Source organism: Streptomyces sp. NPDC051738 (assembly GCF_044453205.1).
Classification (GTDB): domain Bacteria; phylum Actinomycetota; class Actinomycetes; order Streptomycetales; family Streptomycetaceae; genus Streptomyces.
In genome coordinates this window covers 181,423-197,086 of record NZ_JBITCM010000020.1, presented here as the reverse complement: position 1 = coordinate 197,086, position 15,664 = coordinate 181,423, and the positions used below count along the sequence as shown (strand labels likewise).

At 69.2% G+C, this 15,664-nt stretch carries 15 protein-coding genes; 7 read left to right on the top strand and 8 right to left on the bottom strand.

The features are described 5' to 3' along the window. Positions 1–11 precede the first annotated feature (11 nt). Complete coding sequence (locus ACIA8X_RS36670) at positions 12–365, bottom strand: DUF4333 domain-containing protein (protein WP_393458253.1); 354 nt, start codon at positions 363–365, stop codon at positions 12–14. Positions 366–790: 425 nt separating this feature from the next. Between ACIA8X_RS36670 and ACIA8X_RS36665 the strand changes: the two genes are divergently transcribed. From ACIA8X_RS36665 to ACIA8X_RS36655, 3 genes are read left to right on the top strand one after another with little or no spacing between them, the layout of a single operon-like run. Further along, the gene (locus tag ACIA8X_RS36665; protein ID WP_393458256.1) at positions 791–1,096 is read left to right on the top strand and encodes a hypothetical protein; all 306 of its coding nucleotides are present in this window, start codon (positions 791–793) and stop codon (positions 1,094–1,096) included. A 15-nt stretch (positions 1,097–1,111) separates the two neighbouring features. Further along, positions 1,112–2,350, top strand: a complete 1,239-nt coding sequence (locus ACIA8X_RS36660) for a putative T7SS-secreted protein (RefSeq protein WP_393458259.1) — start codon at positions 1,112–1,114, stop codon at positions 2,348–2,350. Positions 2,351–2,390: 40 nt separating this feature from the next. Further along, on the top strand, positions 2,391–2,885 hold the full coding sequence (locus tag ACIA8X_RS36655; RefSeq protein WP_393458262.1) for a hypothetical protein: 495 nt from the start codon (positions 2,391–2,393) through the stop codon (positions 2,883–2,885). Positions 2,886–2,964: 79 nt separating this feature from the next. On the opposite strand, the gene ACIA8X_RS36650 is transcribed toward ACIA8X_RS36655, so the two are convergent. Both ACIA8X_RS36650 and ACIA8X_RS36645 read right to left on the bottom strand, forming a co-directional pair. Continuing rightward, positions 2,965–3,696 carry a hypothetical protein gene (locus ACIA8X_RS36650; RefSeq protein WP_393458265.1) on the bottom strand — a complete coding sequence of 244 codons (732 nt, stop codon included), beginning with the start codon at positions 3,694–3,696 and terminating at the stop codon, positions 2,965–2,967. Between the two features lie 144 nt (positions 3,697–3,840). Then, positions 3,841–5,277: an FAD-binding oxidoreductase gene (locus ACIA8X_RS36645; protein ID WP_399460112.1), complete on the bottom strand. Its 1,437-nt coding sequence runs from the start codon at positions 5,275–5,277 to the stop codon at positions 3,841–3,843. A 182-nt stretch (positions 5,278–5,459) separates the two neighbouring features. Here ACIA8X_RS36645 and hemB point away from each other — a divergent pair, with 182 nt between their 5' ends. Beyond that, on the top strand, positions 5,460–6,458 hold the full coding sequence (hemB, locus tag ACIA8X_RS36640) for a porphobilinogen synthase (protein ID WP_393458271.1): 999 nt from the start codon (positions 5,460–5,462) through the stop codon (positions 6,456–6,458). Positions 6,459–6,488: 30 nt separating this feature from the next. Here hemB and ACIA8X_RS36635 read toward each other — a convergent pair whose 3' ends face one another. Continuing rightward, positions 6,489–6,671, bottom strand: a complete 183-nt coding sequence (locus ACIA8X_RS36635; RefSeq protein ID WP_393458274.1) for a hypothetical protein — start codon at positions 6,669–6,671, stop codon at positions 6,489–6,491. Between the two features lie 382 nt (positions 6,672–7,053). Here ACIA8X_RS36635 and ACIA8X_RS36630 point away from each other — a divergent pair, with 382 nt between their 5' ends. Beyond that, on the top strand, positions 7,054–8,271 hold the full coding sequence (locus ACIA8X_RS36630) for a PLP-dependent aminotransferase family protein (RefSeq protein ID WP_399460110.1): 1,218 nt from the start codon (positions 7,054–7,056) through the stop codon (positions 8,269–8,271). Positions 8,272–8,314: 43 nt separating this feature from the next. Here ACIA8X_RS36630 and ACIA8X_RS36625 read toward each other — a convergent pair whose 3' ends face one another. The 3 genes from ACIA8X_RS36625 to ACIA8X_RS36615 are packed head-to-tail and all read right to left on the bottom strand — an operon-like array spanning position 8,315 to position 11,028. Beyond that, positions 8,315–9,181, bottom strand: a complete 867-nt coding sequence (locus tag ACIA8X_RS36625) for a DUF4253 domain-containing protein (RefSeq protein ID WP_399460109.1) — start codon at positions 9,179–9,181, stop codon at positions 8,315–8,317. A 42-nt stretch (positions 9,182–9,223) separates the two neighbouring features. After that, a complete protein-coding gene (locus ACIA8X_RS36620) occupies positions 9,224–10,219 on the bottom strand; it encodes a DUF2690 domain-containing protein (RefSeq protein WP_399460108.1) in 996 nt (331 codons plus the stop codon). Then, entirely contained in the window at positions 10,216–11,028 is an 813-nt protein-coding gene (locus ACIA8X_RS36615; protein WP_399460107.1) for a peptidoglycan-binding protein, read from the bottom strand. The genes ACIA8X_RS36620 and ACIA8X_RS36615 overlap by 4 nt, the downstream gene beginning before the upstream one ends. A 325-nt stretch (positions 11,029–11,353) precedes the next feature. Between ACIA8X_RS36615 and ACIA8X_RS36610 the strand changes: the two genes are divergently transcribed. Beyond that, the gene (locus ACIA8X_RS36610) at positions 11,354–11,809 is read left to right on the top strand and encodes a peptidoglycan-binding protein (protein WP_393458289.1); all 456 of its coding nucleotides are present in this window, start codon (positions 11,354–11,356) and stop codon (positions 11,807–11,809) included. Between the two features lie 75 nt (positions 11,810–11,884). On the opposite strand, the gene argS is transcribed toward ACIA8X_RS36610, so the two are convergent. Continuing rightward, the gene (gene argS, locus ACIA8X_RS36605) at positions 11,885–13,645 is read right to left on the bottom strand and encodes an arginine--tRNA ligase (RefSeq protein WP_399460105.1); all 1,761 of its coding nucleotides are present in this window, start codon (positions 13,643–13,645) and stop codon (positions 11,885–11,887) included. Between the two features lie 254 nt (positions 13,646–13,899). On the opposite strand from argS, the gene lysS reads away from it, so the two are divergent. Next, positions 13,900–15,636, top strand: coding sequence for a lysine--tRNA ligase (lysS, locus tag ACIA8X_RS36600; RefSeq protein WP_393458295.1), 1,737 nt, complete (start codon positions 13,900–13,902; stop codon positions 15,634–15,636). Positions 15,637–15,664: the final 28 nt, after the last annotated feature.

The window sequence follows — 15,664 nt, the reverse complement described above, 5'->3', positions numbered from 1 at the left end:
GTGAGGGGTGGTCAGCTCGGCGCCGGGGTCGGAGTCTCGTCGGCCTGGATGTCGAAGTTCATTTTGGTGCCTTCGACCGAGCTCACCGTCGCTGTGACGCCCAAGGTGCTGCCGTCGTCCGCAGTGAGCTTGCACCGTGTGGTCGTGCCGACCTTCGCGGGGACGGCCTCGGGGCACGTGACATCCGGCTTCGGCTGGTTTGCAGTAGCGGCCAGCTTTTCGGCGACCAGGTTCGCCAGCTTTTCCGCAGACATTTTCAGCTCCGGCTTTTCGACATTCACCGACGCGGAACAGCCTGTGAGTAGCGCGCCAACGGCTACGGCCGAGAGGAGCGAAGTTGCTGCGGACAGCCGGGCTACGGCCATGGGGGTCTCCGTTTCGGATGAGCAAGACACAAATAACCGGAGCATACCGGCAGGACTCGACTGGGGCATGAGATTTCCCTGGTCGGACGTCGGGCGGAGCGCCCTTGGCGCGCGTGCCGGCACTGGAGAGCCTCGCAATACCTTCACGCCTTCCACACTTTTTCTGAAGAACGTGAAACCAATTGCTGCTCCGACAGCGCCGAGGGTGCCGTCGGTAGCTCCATCTGTTCTTTCTTCGCGGTGGCAAAACGGTTTTCCGAGCGGCGGACCTGTGCGACTTGGGGAATTTTTCGGGTGGTTTTGTGGGCGTGGGTGGTGAAGCGCCGCGCGCATCCTGATGGTGCAGGTGGTGATATGTTTCATCGCCGACGGCAGTGTCAACCTGCCTGTCTTTGGCGTGCATTCACGGGGGCGGTGATTCGAACATGGGCATGGACGGCTTTCGCGCCGATCCGGAAGAGCTCAGAGGTGGCGCTTCAGATATTCAAAAATGTCTGAATCCAGCCAAAGATGCCGATTTTGGTGCACTGAATCGCAGTGTTGAAGAATTTGGCAATCTGATCGTGTCCGGGAAGTTCGAAAAATTCTGCGACACGTGGGACGTGGCCATCGGGGTCCTCGGGGAACGTTCGACCGACTTGGCGGACGAACTCAAGAGGACGGCCGACAATTATGAGCGGTCGGATGCCGAGGCAGAGCGGCTGGTGAGTCCGTCTCACGGGGGACGGTAAGAACGGGGAACGGGCATGGCAGCTGATCTGGGTGAGACGAAAGACCCGAAGGAGCTGATCCCCGGTGACGCGGGGAACCTCTACAGCATTGCGCAGTCACTCAGGAAGTATTCCGGCAACTTCGAGGATGTCGGTGATGGGCTGGGCGGCGTACGTATTTCCGCCTGGACCGGGCCGGCCAGCGACGGATTCTCGGAGAAGCTCGCCGGCGAGAAGAAGAACTGGCTTTACGCGTCCGACCAGATGTCTGAGGCGGCCTCGACGATCAGCACGTATGCCGCGGCGTTGAGTGAGGCGCAGCGGCAGGCCGGAGAGGCTATCGCGCTGTGGGACGGTGGCGACAAGAGCCAGGCCGAGCTGATTTTGAACAATGCCCGGCAGTATCTTCGGGACGAAGGCGACAAGGCGGCGGAGAAGCTCAAGGAGCTGTCCGGCGACTCCGACAAGGCTCCGGACTGGCTGGCGCGGGCGGCGAAAACGGCGGAGAACCAGCAGGAATCTGGGAAGTCCAGCTACGGCAAGAACGTCTACGAAAGCCAAGCCAAAGACCTCAAGGGGGCAGAGCACCGCACCTGGGGCACGCCCAACGGCCAGTCCGCCGAAGACCCCAACGCCAAGCCCAAGGCAGGTCATGAGACCAAGTTGTGGGAAAGAAGCGCCGAAGCAGAGGCCTGGAAGGCCGAGGCCGAAGGCGAGACGGAGCTGGCGGGTGGTAAGGCCGCAGGAAAGGCCGGCGTCCAAGTGCTCTCTGCGCAAGCCACCGCAGGGGCATCCATGGTCGACGGCAGATTGCAGGCCGGAGTCGGCGCTTCCGCCAACCTTGTAGCTGCCTCCGCGGAGGGCAGTATCGAGAACGGCCCCTTTGCCGTCAGCGGAAAGGCCTCGGCATCCGTCGGCGCCGAAGCGTCAGCCAAGGCATCCGTCGGAAAGGACGGTGTGCATGCCGGCGTTGAGGGATTTGTGGGCGGCAAGGCCGGTGTGGAGGGCCATGGTGATGTTGCCGGTGTCGGGATCGGTGGCAAGGCCGAGGTGAGTTACGGACTCGGCGGCACAGCCACCTTTGATGCCGGTATGAAGGACGGCAAGTTCGTCATCGGTGGAGAGTTGGGTGCCACAGTTGGCGTCGGCGGCAGCGTTGGCGGGCAGGTCGAGATTGACCCGGGTAAGGTCGTCGATTCGATCGGTGACGCAGCCGACTTTGTTGGCCTTGATGATGTCGGAGACACGGTGAAAGAGTGGAACCCCTTCGGCTGACACTACTTTGAATTCCGCATACTGAGGGAGATGATCCACCATGGCGACCACGCTGCCGGTGAAGATCGAATTTTCATTGCCGGAGGGCTGGCAGCCTGCATCCCCGGATGAGATGGGCGCCCCAGAGGTGGCTTTCGTAGCGCTCCACCCCGAGTCCCGGGACGGGTTCACCGCGAATATCACCATCGCCGGCAAGATGCGGGACGACCTGGCTGACCTGGTCACCCTCGCCGAAGAGTCGGTTCAGCGATTGAGTGAGGCGGGGGCCGTGCGCGTCGCCAAGCGGCACGAGGTGGGAACACCGGAGGCGCCTGTGCTCACCCAGACCCTCCGTCTCTCGAGCAGGCTGCGCGGGTTGCCCTTGGAGCTGGTGCAGAGCCAGGTGTACGTGACCATGCAGGATGTGCACGATCCGGCCAAGCGCGCGGTGCTCGAGTTCATGCTGACGGCCAAGTTGTCCCAGCTCGACGCCGTCCAGGACGACTTCAAGGAGTTCGTCCGGTCAATTCGCCCCGCGGACCCTGCCGCAGCGTAGCTCTCATGTACCTCGGCACTCATGGGTGAGCCCCTCGCGCATCAGATCCGCGAGGGGCTCACCCCTGAGCAGTTTCCACTCAGGCTGAGTGCCACGTCTGTGCCGGTACCCGCTCCAGGGCGTCACACAGGTAGTTCAGCTTCGGATCGATCCCGTCCGGCCGCAGCCGTCCCTCGAACCACGTGATCAGCTCGTTCCCGTGGAACCGAAGAGGCGCATCCTTGACGCGGGGGTCGGACAGGAGGAACCGCACCAGGTCGTCGGTCAGCACGCTACGCGCGAACGGCTCGTCGTCGGTGATGATGCGAAAGTCCTCGTCGAATTCGGGAACTCCCAGCTTCACCTCGTTGTCGCCGAGACCGAACACGTTGTTGAGGCGGTTGTCCGCCCTCTCCAGTACATTCGGCCTATCAATGATCATGCCGGGTGTGGGTGCCGGCAGTGTGACCGTGAATGCGACAAAATACCGATGGTCGGTCGTCCCGGCGTCCTCCGCGTCGAAATCGCGCGGGCGGTACTCGAAGCAGCTGACAGTGTGCCCCTGGAATTCACCGGTCACATGGTCCCAAAGGTAATGGCCCTTTGCCCGGAAGGGCAGCGCTCCTACGTAACGTTCTGCCCCGCCGGGGATCTCTGCGGTATAGTTCCAGCCGCGTTCCTGGGCGAGCTGGACAAGGCCCGCCTGATCTTGCTCGTTCCGTACGTCCCTTTTGTTCACGCGTCTGATGCCGCGGATAACAACAATGAAACCAGCAACAATCACCAGGAACATGATGGTCTGCACGAGTACTTCCAGCACGTCATCATCCATGCTGCATGAGTATGGTGGATGCCCGGACGTAACGCACACCGGGATTCCGTGTCGGCCCTACCGGAAGTGATGGCGGGGTGGGGTGATGTGACGATCCTGTGTGTTATCGGAGTCGAAAATGGGGATGCGGTCGGGAATGGCCGCCTATACAGGAGTCACGGTGTGGCCGAAGCGGAGCAGGTCGGTGGGATCGTAAGTCGACTTGTCCTTGCGTAGCCGGTCGTAGACCTCTGGGCTCCAGGCCCGGGCGCGGTCGGAATCGTCGCCCGGCGTTCCGTGGATGTTGACCATCGTGAGGCCTGTGCCGTAGGGGGCCATCGCTGTGTGCAGGGCGGCTGTGGCCTGTTCTATGGCCTCGGCCGCTGGTGGGGCGGTCAGGACGCCCACCGTTTCCAGGAGGTAGGTCGCGTCTCGGGCGCAGATCGCGTCGGGCGTGTGGGCGGGGCGGGACAGGGCGCCGCCGAGGTGGCGGAGCTCCACCAGGAGGAGGGGGCAGTCGGGGGCCTGCGGGCCTGCTTGGGCCAGGAAGGTGTCGATGGCTTCGGGGGTGAGGTCGCGGAGGAGGGCGCACGACTCGCGGGCGGGGAGCGGGTCCTGTGGCTCCATGTGGATGCGGTCCAGGGCCGCGTACGGCATCTCCTCGACCGTGTCGACCGTCACCGGGGCCGCCGCGCGGATCGGGGCCAGCAGGTGTTCGCCTTCGGCCGGGTCGCCGGGCCAGGCGATCGCCACGCGGGCCCAGAAGCCGCCGCGCAGGGGTTCGGGGATCTCCGGGATGGGTGGCAGGCGCAGGAGGGTGAAGGCGCTGCACATGGCGTCCGGGAGGGTTCTTGTCCAGTCGGTCCACGTGCGGAGCAGGGGCTCTGCGTGTTCGCCGGGGCAGTAGACGCCGCCGCCGAGGATCGTGGGGAGGGGGAGCAGCTCGCAGACCATTGACGTCACCACGCCCACGTTGCCCTTGCCGCCGCGCAGGGCCCAGAACAGTTCCGGCTCGTGGTCGGGGTCGCTCTCGCGGAGCGTGCCGTCGGGGGTGACGACCTGGAAGGAGCGGACGAGGTCGGTCGCGTAGCCGTAGGCCCGGCCCAGCACGGGCAGGCCGCCGCCCAGGGTGTAGCCGACCGCGCCGGCGTCCGTGGAGGTGCCGCAGAGTGCGGCGAGGCCGTGCGGTGCGGTCGCGTCCAGGACGTGCCGCCACTTCGCTCCGGCCGCGATGGTGGCGAGGCGTTCCTGAGGGTCGACGCGTACGTCCGTCATGCGGGCCGTGCTGATCAGCAGACCGTGGTCGATGGGGAAGTTCGCGCCGTGGCCGGTCGACTGGACCGCGACCGGTGTGCCGGTGGCCGTCGCCCAGCGCAGGGCCGCGACGATGTCGTCGACTCCTGTCGCACCCACGACCACGTCGGGCGTGTGCAGCGCGGCCAGGTTGAAGCCGGTGACCTCGTCGGCGTAGCCATCGTCGCCGGGGCGCAGGACCGGGCCGTGGATCTCGGAGAGGGCGAAGAGGTCGGGGGTCTGGTGGAGGGGGTGGGTGGTGGGCATCGCGTCCTCCGTGGTGCGGGTACGGAGGGACGGCGGCGGCACCTTCACCACCTTCACCGAGGGGCGGCGGGGCCGTCGGGGTCCTTGGGATCCGGGGCTTCTTTCAGGATGGACCCGGTGGGTGGGAGGGCGCATGCGGGCCGTTCGCGGTCGTTCGCGGTCGTACGTCCGTGCCGACTTGCCGTCGGCAAAGGTGCTGCGGGGGCGGGCGTAGCGTAGGTGGCATGACGACGTACGGATCCTTCCCGGGCACGCGGCCGCGGCGTCTGCGGACCACCCCGGCCATGCGGCGCATGGTCGCCGAGACCCGGCTGCACCCCGCCGACTTCATCCTCCCGGCCTTCGTGCGGGAAGGCGTCAGCGAGCCGGTGCCGATCTCCGCCATGCCGGGGGTCGTCCAGCACACGCGGGACAGCCTCAAGAAGGCCGCCGCCGAAGCCGTCGAGGCCGGTGTCTCCGGGATCATGCTCTTCGGGGTGCCGGAAGAGGAGAAGAAGGACGCCCTCGGGACTCCCGGGACCGATCCCGACGGGATTCTGCAGGTCGCCATCCGGGACGTGCGGGCCGAGGTGGGGGACGAGCTGCTCGTCATGTCCGACCTGTGCCTCGACGAGACCATCGATCATGGGCACTGCGGCGTGCTCGACGCCGAAGGGCGTGTCGACAATGACGCCACCCTTGAGCGGTATGCCGAGATGGCGCAGGTCCAGGCCGACGCGGGGGCCCATGTCGTAGGGCCCAGCGGGATGATGGACGGGCAGATCGGCGTCGTCCGCGACGCGCTCGATCAGATCGGGCGGGAGGATGTCGCGATCCTCGCCTATACCGCCAAGTACGCCTCCGCCTTCTACGGCCCCTTCCGGGAGGCCGTCGCCTCCTCGTTGCAGGGGGACCGGAAGACCTATCAGCAGGATCCGGCGAACGTGCGGGAGTCGCTGCGGGAGCTGGCCCTCGATCTGGAGGAGGGCGCCGACATGGTGATGGTCAAGCCGGCCGGGCCCTACCTCGACATCCTGGCGCGGGTCGCCGACGCCGTCGACGTGCCGGTCGCCGCCTATCAGATCTCCGGCGAGTACTCGATGGTCGAGGCCGCCGCCGAGAAGGGCTGGATCGACCGGGACCGGGCGATCTTCGAGACGCTGACCGGCATCAAGCGGGCCGGTGCGCGCAACATCCTCACCTACTGGGCGACGGAGGCGGCGCAGAAGTTGGGCCGCGCCTGAACGCCTGAACGCCTGAATGCCGAGGGCCCGTCACGGGCGGTCGGACGTCGGCGGTGGTGCCGTCGCCGTCGGGCTGGTCGGGGTCGACGGGCCCTCGTCGCGCAGGCCCTGGCCGTCCTCGCACGCGGTGAGCGTGAGCGCGGCGACCGCCACCAGCGTGGCGGCGAGGAGCCGGGCGCGGGGGCGACGGGCGGGGGGTGCGTCCGCGGACATGGGGTTGCCCTCTCCTTGGGTGGGGGTCGAGGTCGGCCTTCAGCCTGCGTGATCATCCGTCCCGGCCGCCACCCTCGGCCGGGAATTCGGGACACCGGAGTGGTGGGACCGCCGCTGACCTGCGGGGATGGTCCGTCCCGTCGGCGTGGCATGGGACGCCGGGGGCCGGGGAAATCGGCAGCCGATGGCGAGCGGAGGGCAAGCAGGCGGCAAGCGGAGGGCAAGCAGGCGGCAAGCGGACCGCACGTGGACGCCATCGGAACGCCGTCGGCGGAGCCCCTGGGGTCCGTATCCCGGAAAGCTGCCTGTAGGTGACATGTAGTTCTCTACGCTGCTCGGCACGAGCCGTCACACTCGTCGTCGTAGCCGAAGGAGCCGTGTCATGAGCGTGATCGAGTCCGCATCCGCGCCACTCCCCACCCGCGCCGCCGTACCGTCCCTTGCGGCGCGGGCCGCGTCCGTCGGTGGCTCACCCGTGCGCGACATCCTCGCCGTCACCTCCCGTCCCGAGGTCATCAACTTCGCGGGCGGGCTGCCGGCGCCCGAGCTGTTCGACCGGGAGGGCATCGCGGCCGCCTTCCGCGACGTACTCGACGAGACACCGGCGCAGGCGCTGCAGTACTCCACGACCGAGGGCGAGCCCAGCCTGCGGAGCGGGCTCGCCGCGCGCATGTCGGCGCGGGGTCTCGCCACGGACGCCGACGACCTGCTCATCACGACCGGCTCCCAGCAGGGGCTGTCGCTCCTCGCCACCGCGCTGCTGGATCCCGGTGACACCGTCCTCGTCGAAGACCCCTGCTATCTGGCGGCACTTCAGGCCTTCGGCCTCGCGGGAGCGCGGATCGTGGCCGTGCCGGGCGACGCGGACGGGGTGGACGTGCGGGCGCTGGAGGACCTGGTGGCGCGGGAGCGGCCGAAGCTCCTCTACACCGTGCCGACCTTCCAGAACCCGACCGGCAGAACCCTGCCCGCCGAGCGCAGGGCGGCCGTCGCGGAGGTCGCCGCCCGGTGCGGGCTGTGGATCGTCGAGGACGACCCCTACGGCGAACTCCGCTACGAGGGCGAGCGCGTGCCCTGGATCGCCTCCTACCCCGGCGCCGAGGACCGCACCGTGCTGCTCGGCTCCTTCTCCAAGGTGATGGCGCCGGGGCTGCGGCTGGGCTGGCTGCGCGCACCGGCCGCCCCGCGGCGCGCCTGCGCGGTCGCCAAGCAGGCCGCCGACCTGCACACCCCGACCGTCAACCAGCTCGCCGCCGCCCGCTACCTCACCGGCCTCGACGCCCACGTGGCCCGCGTCCGGGACGTCTACCGGGAACGCCGCGACGCCATGCTGGCCGGGCTGGCGGAGGCGCTGCCGGAGGGCTCGACCTGGAACCGGCCCGAGGGCGGCATGTTCCTCTGGGCCCGGCTGCCGGAGTCGTACGACACGACGGCCCTGCTGCCCGGGGTGGTGCGGCACGATGTCGCCTACGTCCCCGGGGCGCCCTTCTACGCCGGTGAGCCCGACCGGGCCACGCTGCGGCTGTGCTTCGTGACGCAGACGCCGGAGGAGATCCGGGAAGGGTTGAGGAGGTTGGCGGACGGGCTGCGGCAGGCTTAGGCCATCCTTCGGAACAGGCTCAGCCCATCCTTCGGAAGAGGAGTCAGTCCCACCAGAAGTGCCAGACCGGCTGGTTGAGGAGCTGGTTCTCGGCGTAGGCGCGGATGGTCGTGTCCCTGCCCTGCCAGATGTTGTCGGGGCAGAACGCGAAGTGCTCGGCGGCGACGGCCTCCGCCTCCGCCAGGGTGGTGGGCGGGGACGCCACCGAGGCGAGGAGGTGGTCGAAGCCGAGCGCCACCACGCGTATGCCGAAGCGGTCCTCCCAGGAGCGGAGCACCGCGCAGAGGCGGGCGGTGTCGTTCTCGTGGTTCATCGGGCCCGTCCAGCCGATCGCCGCCGGAACGTCCGCGCTGCGGCGGGCCGGGACCAGGGCGAGGCGGGGGTTCTTCAGGGGGCCGCCGCCGTCGACGAGGGCGTCCGCGATGCCGGTGGCCACCGTGTCCGGGTCCGGCGACAGGTCCGGGGCCGGGCCGGGGGCGGAGCCGTTCAAAGTGGTGGCGGGGGCGGAGCCGTTCAAGGTGGTGGCGGGGGTGTCGGGGGTGTCGGCCAGGCCCGGCCACTCCGCGTCCTCCTTCGTCACGCAGTCGTACCAGAAGTCCTCCAGTACTTCCTCCGCGTCGTGGTCTCCCGGATACGACATCTCCCCGGGCATCAACTCCCAGTCCTCCGGGGCACCCTGGCTTCCGCCCACGTCGATGACGACCGGCAGCAGTCCGGCCGAGTGCCGTGCCGGCTCCAGTGCCGCCCAGGCGCCGGGTGCCGCCGGTACGTCGGCGAGCCACAGCAGCGGCTCGTGCCAGGGGCCCTCGTCAGTCGCGTCCAGGAGTCTGCCGGGCGGGAGTTGGAGGCCGAGGGCGGTGCCCGTCGGGTCGGTGGCCAGTTTCGGCAGCGGGTTCGGAAGTGTCGCCATGTCGGTGACTGTAGGCGGTGCCACTGACAACGGACCCCGCCCTCACCCGGGCACCCTGGCGTCGAAGCATTCCCCCTCGCCGCCCGCCGCGGGCCGGAAGCAGGCCCGGACGACGGTGCCGGGATGAGCCACGGTCATGGGGGTGAAGAGGTACGAGTCCGCGTCGACGGCGTCCTGGACTTCGGCGCTGCGGACCGGACCCGCACGATCCTCGGGACCGTCAGTAGCCTCACGACCATCACGACCATCACGACCATCACGATCCTCACGACCGTCAGGATCCTCACCTCCGCCCGCCGTCATCTCGATCCGGTCCCCGATGCGCGTCCGCCACATCCGGGCCCAACTCGTCCCGCACTCCTCGCTGTAGCGCAGTTCCATCCAGGTTCCGGTGGCCGTGCGGTGCGCGGCGACGGTCGTCGGCTCGGCGCCGCACTTCATCTGCATCGGGCTCCTGCCCTCGCAGACCGCTCCCCGGCAGCGCGGGCCGCCGGGCGCGGCAGGGGAGGAGGACGGGGACAGGGCCGACCGCGGTTCGCCGTCCCGGTGCGGCAGGAGGAGTACGGCTGTCGCCAGGCCTCCGACCACCACGGCACACACCGTCGCGAGCACAGCCATGGCCGTCGCGCTCCGGCGCACGGCGCCGGCGTCAGCGGTGCACCCGTCCCCGCCCCCGGCCCCACCTCCACTCCCGGCACCGTCGTCGGCAGGCGTGACCTCCTCTCGGGACGGCAGCGGAGGCGAACCCGCGCACTGGCTCCGTCCGCTCCCCGCACCCCGCCCACTCCCCTCCGCCTCCGCGATCTCCCACAGCGCCAGACACCGTCCTTCCGGCTCGCCGGCGAGGCGGCACAGTTTCTGTACCGCGTCGCGCGGGGGCAGCGCCCTGCCGTTGAGGTAGCGGTCCCAGGAGGACTTGCTGTACGTGGTCTTCGTCGCGAGGCCGACCAGGCTCAGACTGGTGCGGACCTTCAACTCCCTCAGCGTGGCGGCCAGTCGGGCCCGCTCCGGCGACGTCGACGGCGACGGCTTCGTCATCGTCGTAGGGCCTTCCAGGTGTGCGGCCCGACGATGCCGTCCACGACCAGCCCCGACCGCTTCTGCAGCTGCCGGACCGCGCGTTCCGTCACCGGACCGAAGATCCCGTCGACGTCGCCCGGCGAGATCCCCGCCCTGCGCAGCAGGCACTGCGCCTCCGCGACCTCCGACCCGGCGTGGCCGAAGGCCAGGACGGCGCCCTGGGTGCGGCTGTTGCCCGCGTACCAGCGGCCGTCGATCCGCTCGACGCGGCAGGCGTACGGGGGTGCCGACACGGTGGGTGAGGCGGTCGCGGCGGGTGTGGTGGGCGCCGCCACGGGGGCCGCCGCTCCCGTTCCCTCGCCGCCGCTCAGCCGTACGACGAGAAGGACCGCCGTGGAGACGGCCAGCACCAGCGCCACCGCCCCCGCCACGAGCGCCACCAGCAGCGAACCCCCGGGCGACCGCGCCCCGTTGACCTCGGCGGACAGGATCTCCGGTTCCGTCGCCGGAGGTTCCGGTACGGATGTGTACGCGTCCGCCGCGGTCACGTCCCCGCGTCCCCTCGCCCACGCCTCCGCGGCGACCTCGTGCAACGCCAGCAGCCGGGTCGGATCCTCGCCCCCGGTCCGGGCCAGTGCCTCGACGGCCTCCCGGGGCGGCAGCGACCTGCCGCCCAGATACCGTTCCCAGGACTTCGGGCTGTACCCGGTCCGCGTCGCCAGCTGCCGCAGACTGAGCCCGCTGTGATCCTTCAGCCGGCGCAGCCGCACCACCAACTGTCGTACGCGCGGATCCAGTTCCGCGGGCAGCACTGCCCAACGCGACATGTTCCCCCCACTCGCGTCAACGGTCCGGGCCCGCGGTCCATGGTCCGTGGTCAGCGTCCCCGCGCGCCCGCCGCATTCTGCATCAGCATGCACGGCCCGCACCGGAAGCCGGTTCCCGGACCGGTCGGGAATCGGCCACCGGCCGCCCCAGGCGTCCCGCCGCGGCGTCCCGGCGGCCGGCGTTCGCGCAGGTCAGTGAGTGGGGTGTCCCGCGATGACGTCACTTCCGCGGTAACTGTGGCCACCCTCGTCGCCGGCCCCGCAGTCTCGTTTCGCCAGCCAGGCGGCACGGGCCGCCACCCGACCGAGATCGAGAGGGAAGCGTATGCGACCGAATGTCTGGACGAGGACCCTCGTCGGCGTCAGCGCCGTCGTCGGCCTTGCCGCCGGAGGCCTCGCGACCGCGGGCACCAGCTTCGCCGCCTCGGACGCGAAACCGGCCGTGCGCGCCGACGCCGGCGTCCTCGCGGTGAACAACCTCGGCCTGAGCACCACGCAGGCCAAGTACGTCCAGTGCTGGATCCAGGACTACTGGGGCTACACCGGCGCCCTCGACGGGCAGCTGGGCACCAACAGCTGGAAGGCGCTGCAGCGCTGGCTCAAGGCGCACTGGGGCTACAACGACAGCATCGACGGGATCGTCGGCCCGAACACCATCAAGGCCCTGCAGCGGGACCTGAAGGCGCACCACGGGTACACCGGCGCGATCGACGGCATCGCCGGATCGGGGACCAAGGCCGCGTTCAAGGACTTCGCGGCCGACTCCCAGCCGTACTGCTGAGGGGTCGCCCCCAACGGACCGCGGCCCGTCCTCCCAGCGGGGGAGAGGACGGGCCGCACGCGTTTCCGGAATGGATCAGAGCCGCTCGGGTGTCCGGATGCCCAGCAGGGCCATGCCCTGGTGAAGGGTCCGGGCCGTCAAGTCGACCAGGAACAGGCGGTTCTCCGTCTGCTCCGCGGTCTCGGCCTTGAGGACCGGGCACTGGTCGTAGAAGGTCGTCAGGTACGACGCCAGCTGGTACAGGTACGCGGCCAGCTTGTGCGGTGCGTACTCCGCGGCCGCATCGAAGACCGTGTCGCCGAACGCGTCCAGGTGCAGGCCCAACGCCCGCTCCGCCGGGGCGAGTTCGAGCTCCGGGTGCGCGAGCGGGGCAGCTCCCTCCGCCTTGCGCAGGATCGACCTGATACGGGCGTACGCGTACTGGAGGTAGACCGACGTGTCGCCGTTCAGCGACACCATCTGGTCCAGGTCGAACTTGTAGTCACGGTTCGGCGACGTCGACAGGTCCGCGTACTTCACGGCGCCGATCCCGACGTACCGCCCGTTCTCGACGATCTCCTCCTCGGTCAGGCCCACCTTCTCGGCCTTCTCGCGTACGACCGCCGTCGCTCGCTCGACCGCCTCGTCCAGCAGGTCCTCCAGCCGTACGGTCTCGCCCTCACGCGTCTTGAACGGCTTGCCGTCCGCGCCGAGCACCGTGCCGTAGCCCATGTTGTGCGCGGTGACCTCGTCGGTCAGCCAGCCGGCGCGGCGGGCCGCCTCGAAGACCATCTTGAAGTGGAGGGACTGACGGACGTCCACGACATAGAGCAGGGACGTGGCGTGCAGGTCCTGGACCCGGTTGCGGATCGCCGTCAGGTCGGACGCCGCGTAGCCGAAGCCGCCGTCCGCCTTCTGCACGATCAGCGGGACCGGCTGGTCGTCCTTGCCGCGGATCTCGTCGAAGAACACCACGAGCGCGCCCTCGGAGCGCACCGCGACGCCCATCTCCTCCAGGAGGCGGGCGGTCTCGGGCATGCCCTCGTTGTACGCGGACTCGCCGACGATCTCCTCGTCGCGGATCTCCATGTCCAGCTTCTCGAAGACCGAGTAGAAGTAGACCTTCGACTCGTCCACGAACTGCTGCCACAGCTCCAGGGTCTCCTTGTCACCGGACTGCAGGGCGACGACCCGCCCCCGGGCCCGCTCCTTGAACTCCTCGTCCGAGTCGAAGACCGCGCGGGACGCCTTGTACACCCGGTTCAGGTTGCTCATCGCCTGCTCGCCGTCGACGTCGGCCGCGGGGGCCAGCTCGCCGGGGTTCTCGAACAGGTACTGGATGAGCATGCCGAACTGGGTGCCCCAGTCGCCGATGTGATGCCGGCCGATCGTCTGCTCGCCGGTGAAGTCGAGCATGCCGCGGAGGGCGTCGCCGATTACCGCGGAGCGGAGGTGGCCGACGTGCATTTCCTTGGCGACGTTCGGCTGGGCGTAGTCGACGACGGTGATGCCGGGGGTGTTCTTGCGGGGGACGCCGAGGCGTTCGGTGTCCGCGTAGCGCGCCGCGAGGTTCTCGGTGATCGCCTTGTCGGTGACCGTGATGTTCAGGAAGCCGGGGCCGGAGACCTCGATGTCCTTGATGACGTCACCGGTGACGATGTTGCCGACGACCTGCGTCGCCAACTCCCGCGGGTTCGACTTGGCCTTCTTGGCGAGGGCCAGGATCCCGTTGGCCTGGAAGTCGGCCCGGTCGCTACGTCGCAGCAAGGCGTCTCCGACGGTTCCCGGGAGGGTGGCCGTGAGGGCGTCGGAGAGCTGTGCGTTGACGTTGGCGGTGATGGACGTGACCGGGGCCATGGGTATGGGCTGCCGTTCTGGTCGGGGCTGGGTTGACAGTCCCGGTCAGTATCCCACGGGGTCGCAAAGGGGTTTTCCGGGTTCGTGGCCGGGTGCGGGGCGGTGGGGGCTTGTCGCGCCCACGCGGCGGAGCCGCAAATCGATACAGCCCCGCGCCCCTCGATAAGCGGCTGCGCCGCTTATCGGGTCTGGGACAATGGACGGCGCCAGCCGTTGACCGTACGGCTGCCCTGGAGAAAGAAGGACGTGCCGACGTGGCTCAGAGCACCGAGACCACCGACTGGGTCTCCCGTTTCGCGGATGAGGTCATCGAGGAGTCGGAGCGTCGGGCCCCGGGCAAACCGGTCGTCGTCGCGTCCGGGCTCTCTCCCTCCGGGCCCATCCACCTGGGCAACCTGCGCGAGGTCATGACCCCGCACCTCGTCGCCGACGAGATCCGGCGGCGCGGGTACCAGGTCCGGCACCTCATCTCCTGGGACGACTACGACCGGTACCGCAAGGTGCCCGAGGGCATCGCAGGTGTCTCCAAGGAGACCCACACCCAGCACATCGGCAAGCCGCTGACCTCCGTGCCGGCGCCGCAGGGCTCGGCGCACCCGAACTGGGCCGAGCACTTCAAGGCGGCCATGGTCGAGGCGCTCGCCGAGCTCGGTGTGGAGTTCGACGGGATCAGCCAGACCGCGCAGTACACCTCCGGCGTGTACCGCGAGCAGGTCCTGCACGCCATGAAGCACCGGGGCGACATCGACGCCGTCCTCGCCCAGTACCGCACCAAGCCGAAGGCCGGCGCCAAGAAGTCGCAGAAGCCGGTCGACGAGGCCGAGCTGGAGGCCGCCGAGGGCTCCGGCGCGGCGAGCGAGGACGACGGCAGCCTCGGCTCCGCCGGGTACTTCCCGTACAAGCCCTACTGCGGCAACTGCGAGAAGGACCTCACCACCGTCACCTCCTACGTCGACGACACCACCGAGCTGTCGTACACCTGCGACGAGTGCGGCTTCTCGGAGACCGTCCGGCTCAACGAGTTCAACCGCGGCAAGCTGGTCTGGAAGGTCGACTGGCCCATGCGGTGGGCGTACGAGGGTGTCGTCTTCGAGCCGAGCGGCGTGGACCACTCGTCCCCCGGGTCGAGCTTCCAGGTGGGCGGGCAGATCGTCGGGATCTTCGGCGGCAAGCAGCCCATCGGGCCCATGTACGCCTTCGTGGGGATCAGCGGGATGGCGAAGATGTCGTCCTCGCGGGGCGGGGTACCCACGCCCGGCGACGCGCTGAAGATCATGGAGCCGCAGATCCTGCGCTGGCTCTACGCCCGCCGCCGGCCCAACCAGTCCTTCAAGATCGCCTTCGACCAGGAGATCCAGCGGCTCTACGACGAGTGGGACAAGCTCGACGGGAAGGTCGCCGACGGGTCCGCGCTGCCCGCCGACGTCGCCGCGCACTCGCGTGCCGTGCGCACGGCGGGCGGTGAGCTGCCGAGGACCGCGCGGCCGCTGCCGTACCGGACGCTCGCGTCCGTCGCCGACATCACCGCCGGGCACCAGGACCAGGCGCTGCGGATCCTCTCCGAGCTGGACCCGGAGAACCCCCTGGCCACGCTGGACGAGGCCCGTCCCCGGTACGACAAGGCCGAGGCCTGGATCAACACGCAGGTGCCCGCCGACCAGCGGACCATCGTGCGCGACGAACCCGACGCCGAGCTGCTGAAGTCCCTCGACGAGGCGTCCCAGCAGTCACTGCGGCTGCTGCTCGACGGACTCGCCGAGCACTGGTCGCTGGACGGCCTGACCCACCTCGTGTACGGCGTGCCCAAGGTGCAGGCCGGGTTCTCCGCGGACGCCACGCCCAAGGAGCTGCCGGCCGAGATCAAGACCGCCCAGCGGACGTTCTTCGCCCTGCTCTACCACCTGCTGGTCGGGCGGGACACCGGGCCGCGCCTGCCCACGCTGCTGCTTGCGGTGGGGCAGGAGCGGGTGCGGGCCCTGCTCGGGGAGTAAGTAAGCCGTTCTACGACGATGGGGGGCG

Bases quoted from the DNA above. Each gene is read 5' to 3' on its own strand.
- ACIA8X_RS36670 (WP_393458253.1), bottom strand. From the start codon at position 365: ATGGCCGTAGCCCGGCTGTCCGCAGCAACTTCGCTCCTCTCGGCCGTA.
- ACIA8X_RS36655 (WP_393458262.1), top strand. From the start codon at position 2,391: ATGGCGACCACGCTGCCGGTGAAGATCGAATTTTCATTGCCGGAGGGC.
- ACIA8X_RS36625 (WP_399460109.1), bottom strand. From the start codon at position 9,181: ATGGCGACACTTCCGAACCCGCTGCCGAAACTGGCCACCGACCCGACG.
- argS (WP_399460105.1), bottom strand. From the start codon at position 13,645: ATGGCCCCGGTCACGTCCATCACCGCCAACGTCAACGCACAGCTCTCC.
- ACIA8X_RS36660 (WP_393458259.1), top strand. From the start codon at position 1,112: ATGGCAGCTGATCTGGGTGAGACGAAAGACCCGAAGGAGCTGATCCCC.
- ACIA8X_RS36620 (WP_399460108.1), bottom strand. From the start codon at position 10,219: ATGACGAAGCCGTCGCCGTCGACGTCGCCGGAGCGGGCCCGACTGGCC.
- ACIA8X_RS36615 (WP_399460107.1), bottom strand. From the start codon at position 11,028: ATGTCGCGTTGGGCAGTGCTGCCCGCGGAACTGGATCCGCGCGTACGA.
- ACIA8X_RS36665 (WP_393458256.1), top strand. From the start codon at position 791: ATGGGCATGGACGGCTTTCGCGCCGATCCGGAAGAGCTCAGAGGTGGC.
- hemB (WP_393458271.1), top strand. From the start codon at position 5,460: ATGACGACGTACGGATCCTTCCCGGGCACGCGGCCGCGGCGTCTGCGG.
- ACIA8X_RS36650 (WP_393458265.1), bottom strand. From the start codon at position 3,696: ATGGATGATGACGTGCTGGAAGTACTCGTGCAGACCATCATGTTCCTG.
- ACIA8X_RS36630 (WP_399460110.1), top strand. From the start codon at position 7,054: ATGAGCGTGATCGAGTCCGCATCCGCGCCACTCCCCACCCGCGCCGCC.
- ACIA8X_RS36635 (WP_393458274.1), bottom strand. From the start codon at position 6,671: ATGTCCGCGGACGCACCCCCCGCCCGTCGCCCCCGCGCCCGGCTCCTC.
- ACIA8X_RS36610 (WP_393458289.1), top strand. From the start codon at position 11,354: ATGCGACCGAATGTCTGGACGAGGACCCTCGTCGGCGTCAGCGCCGTC.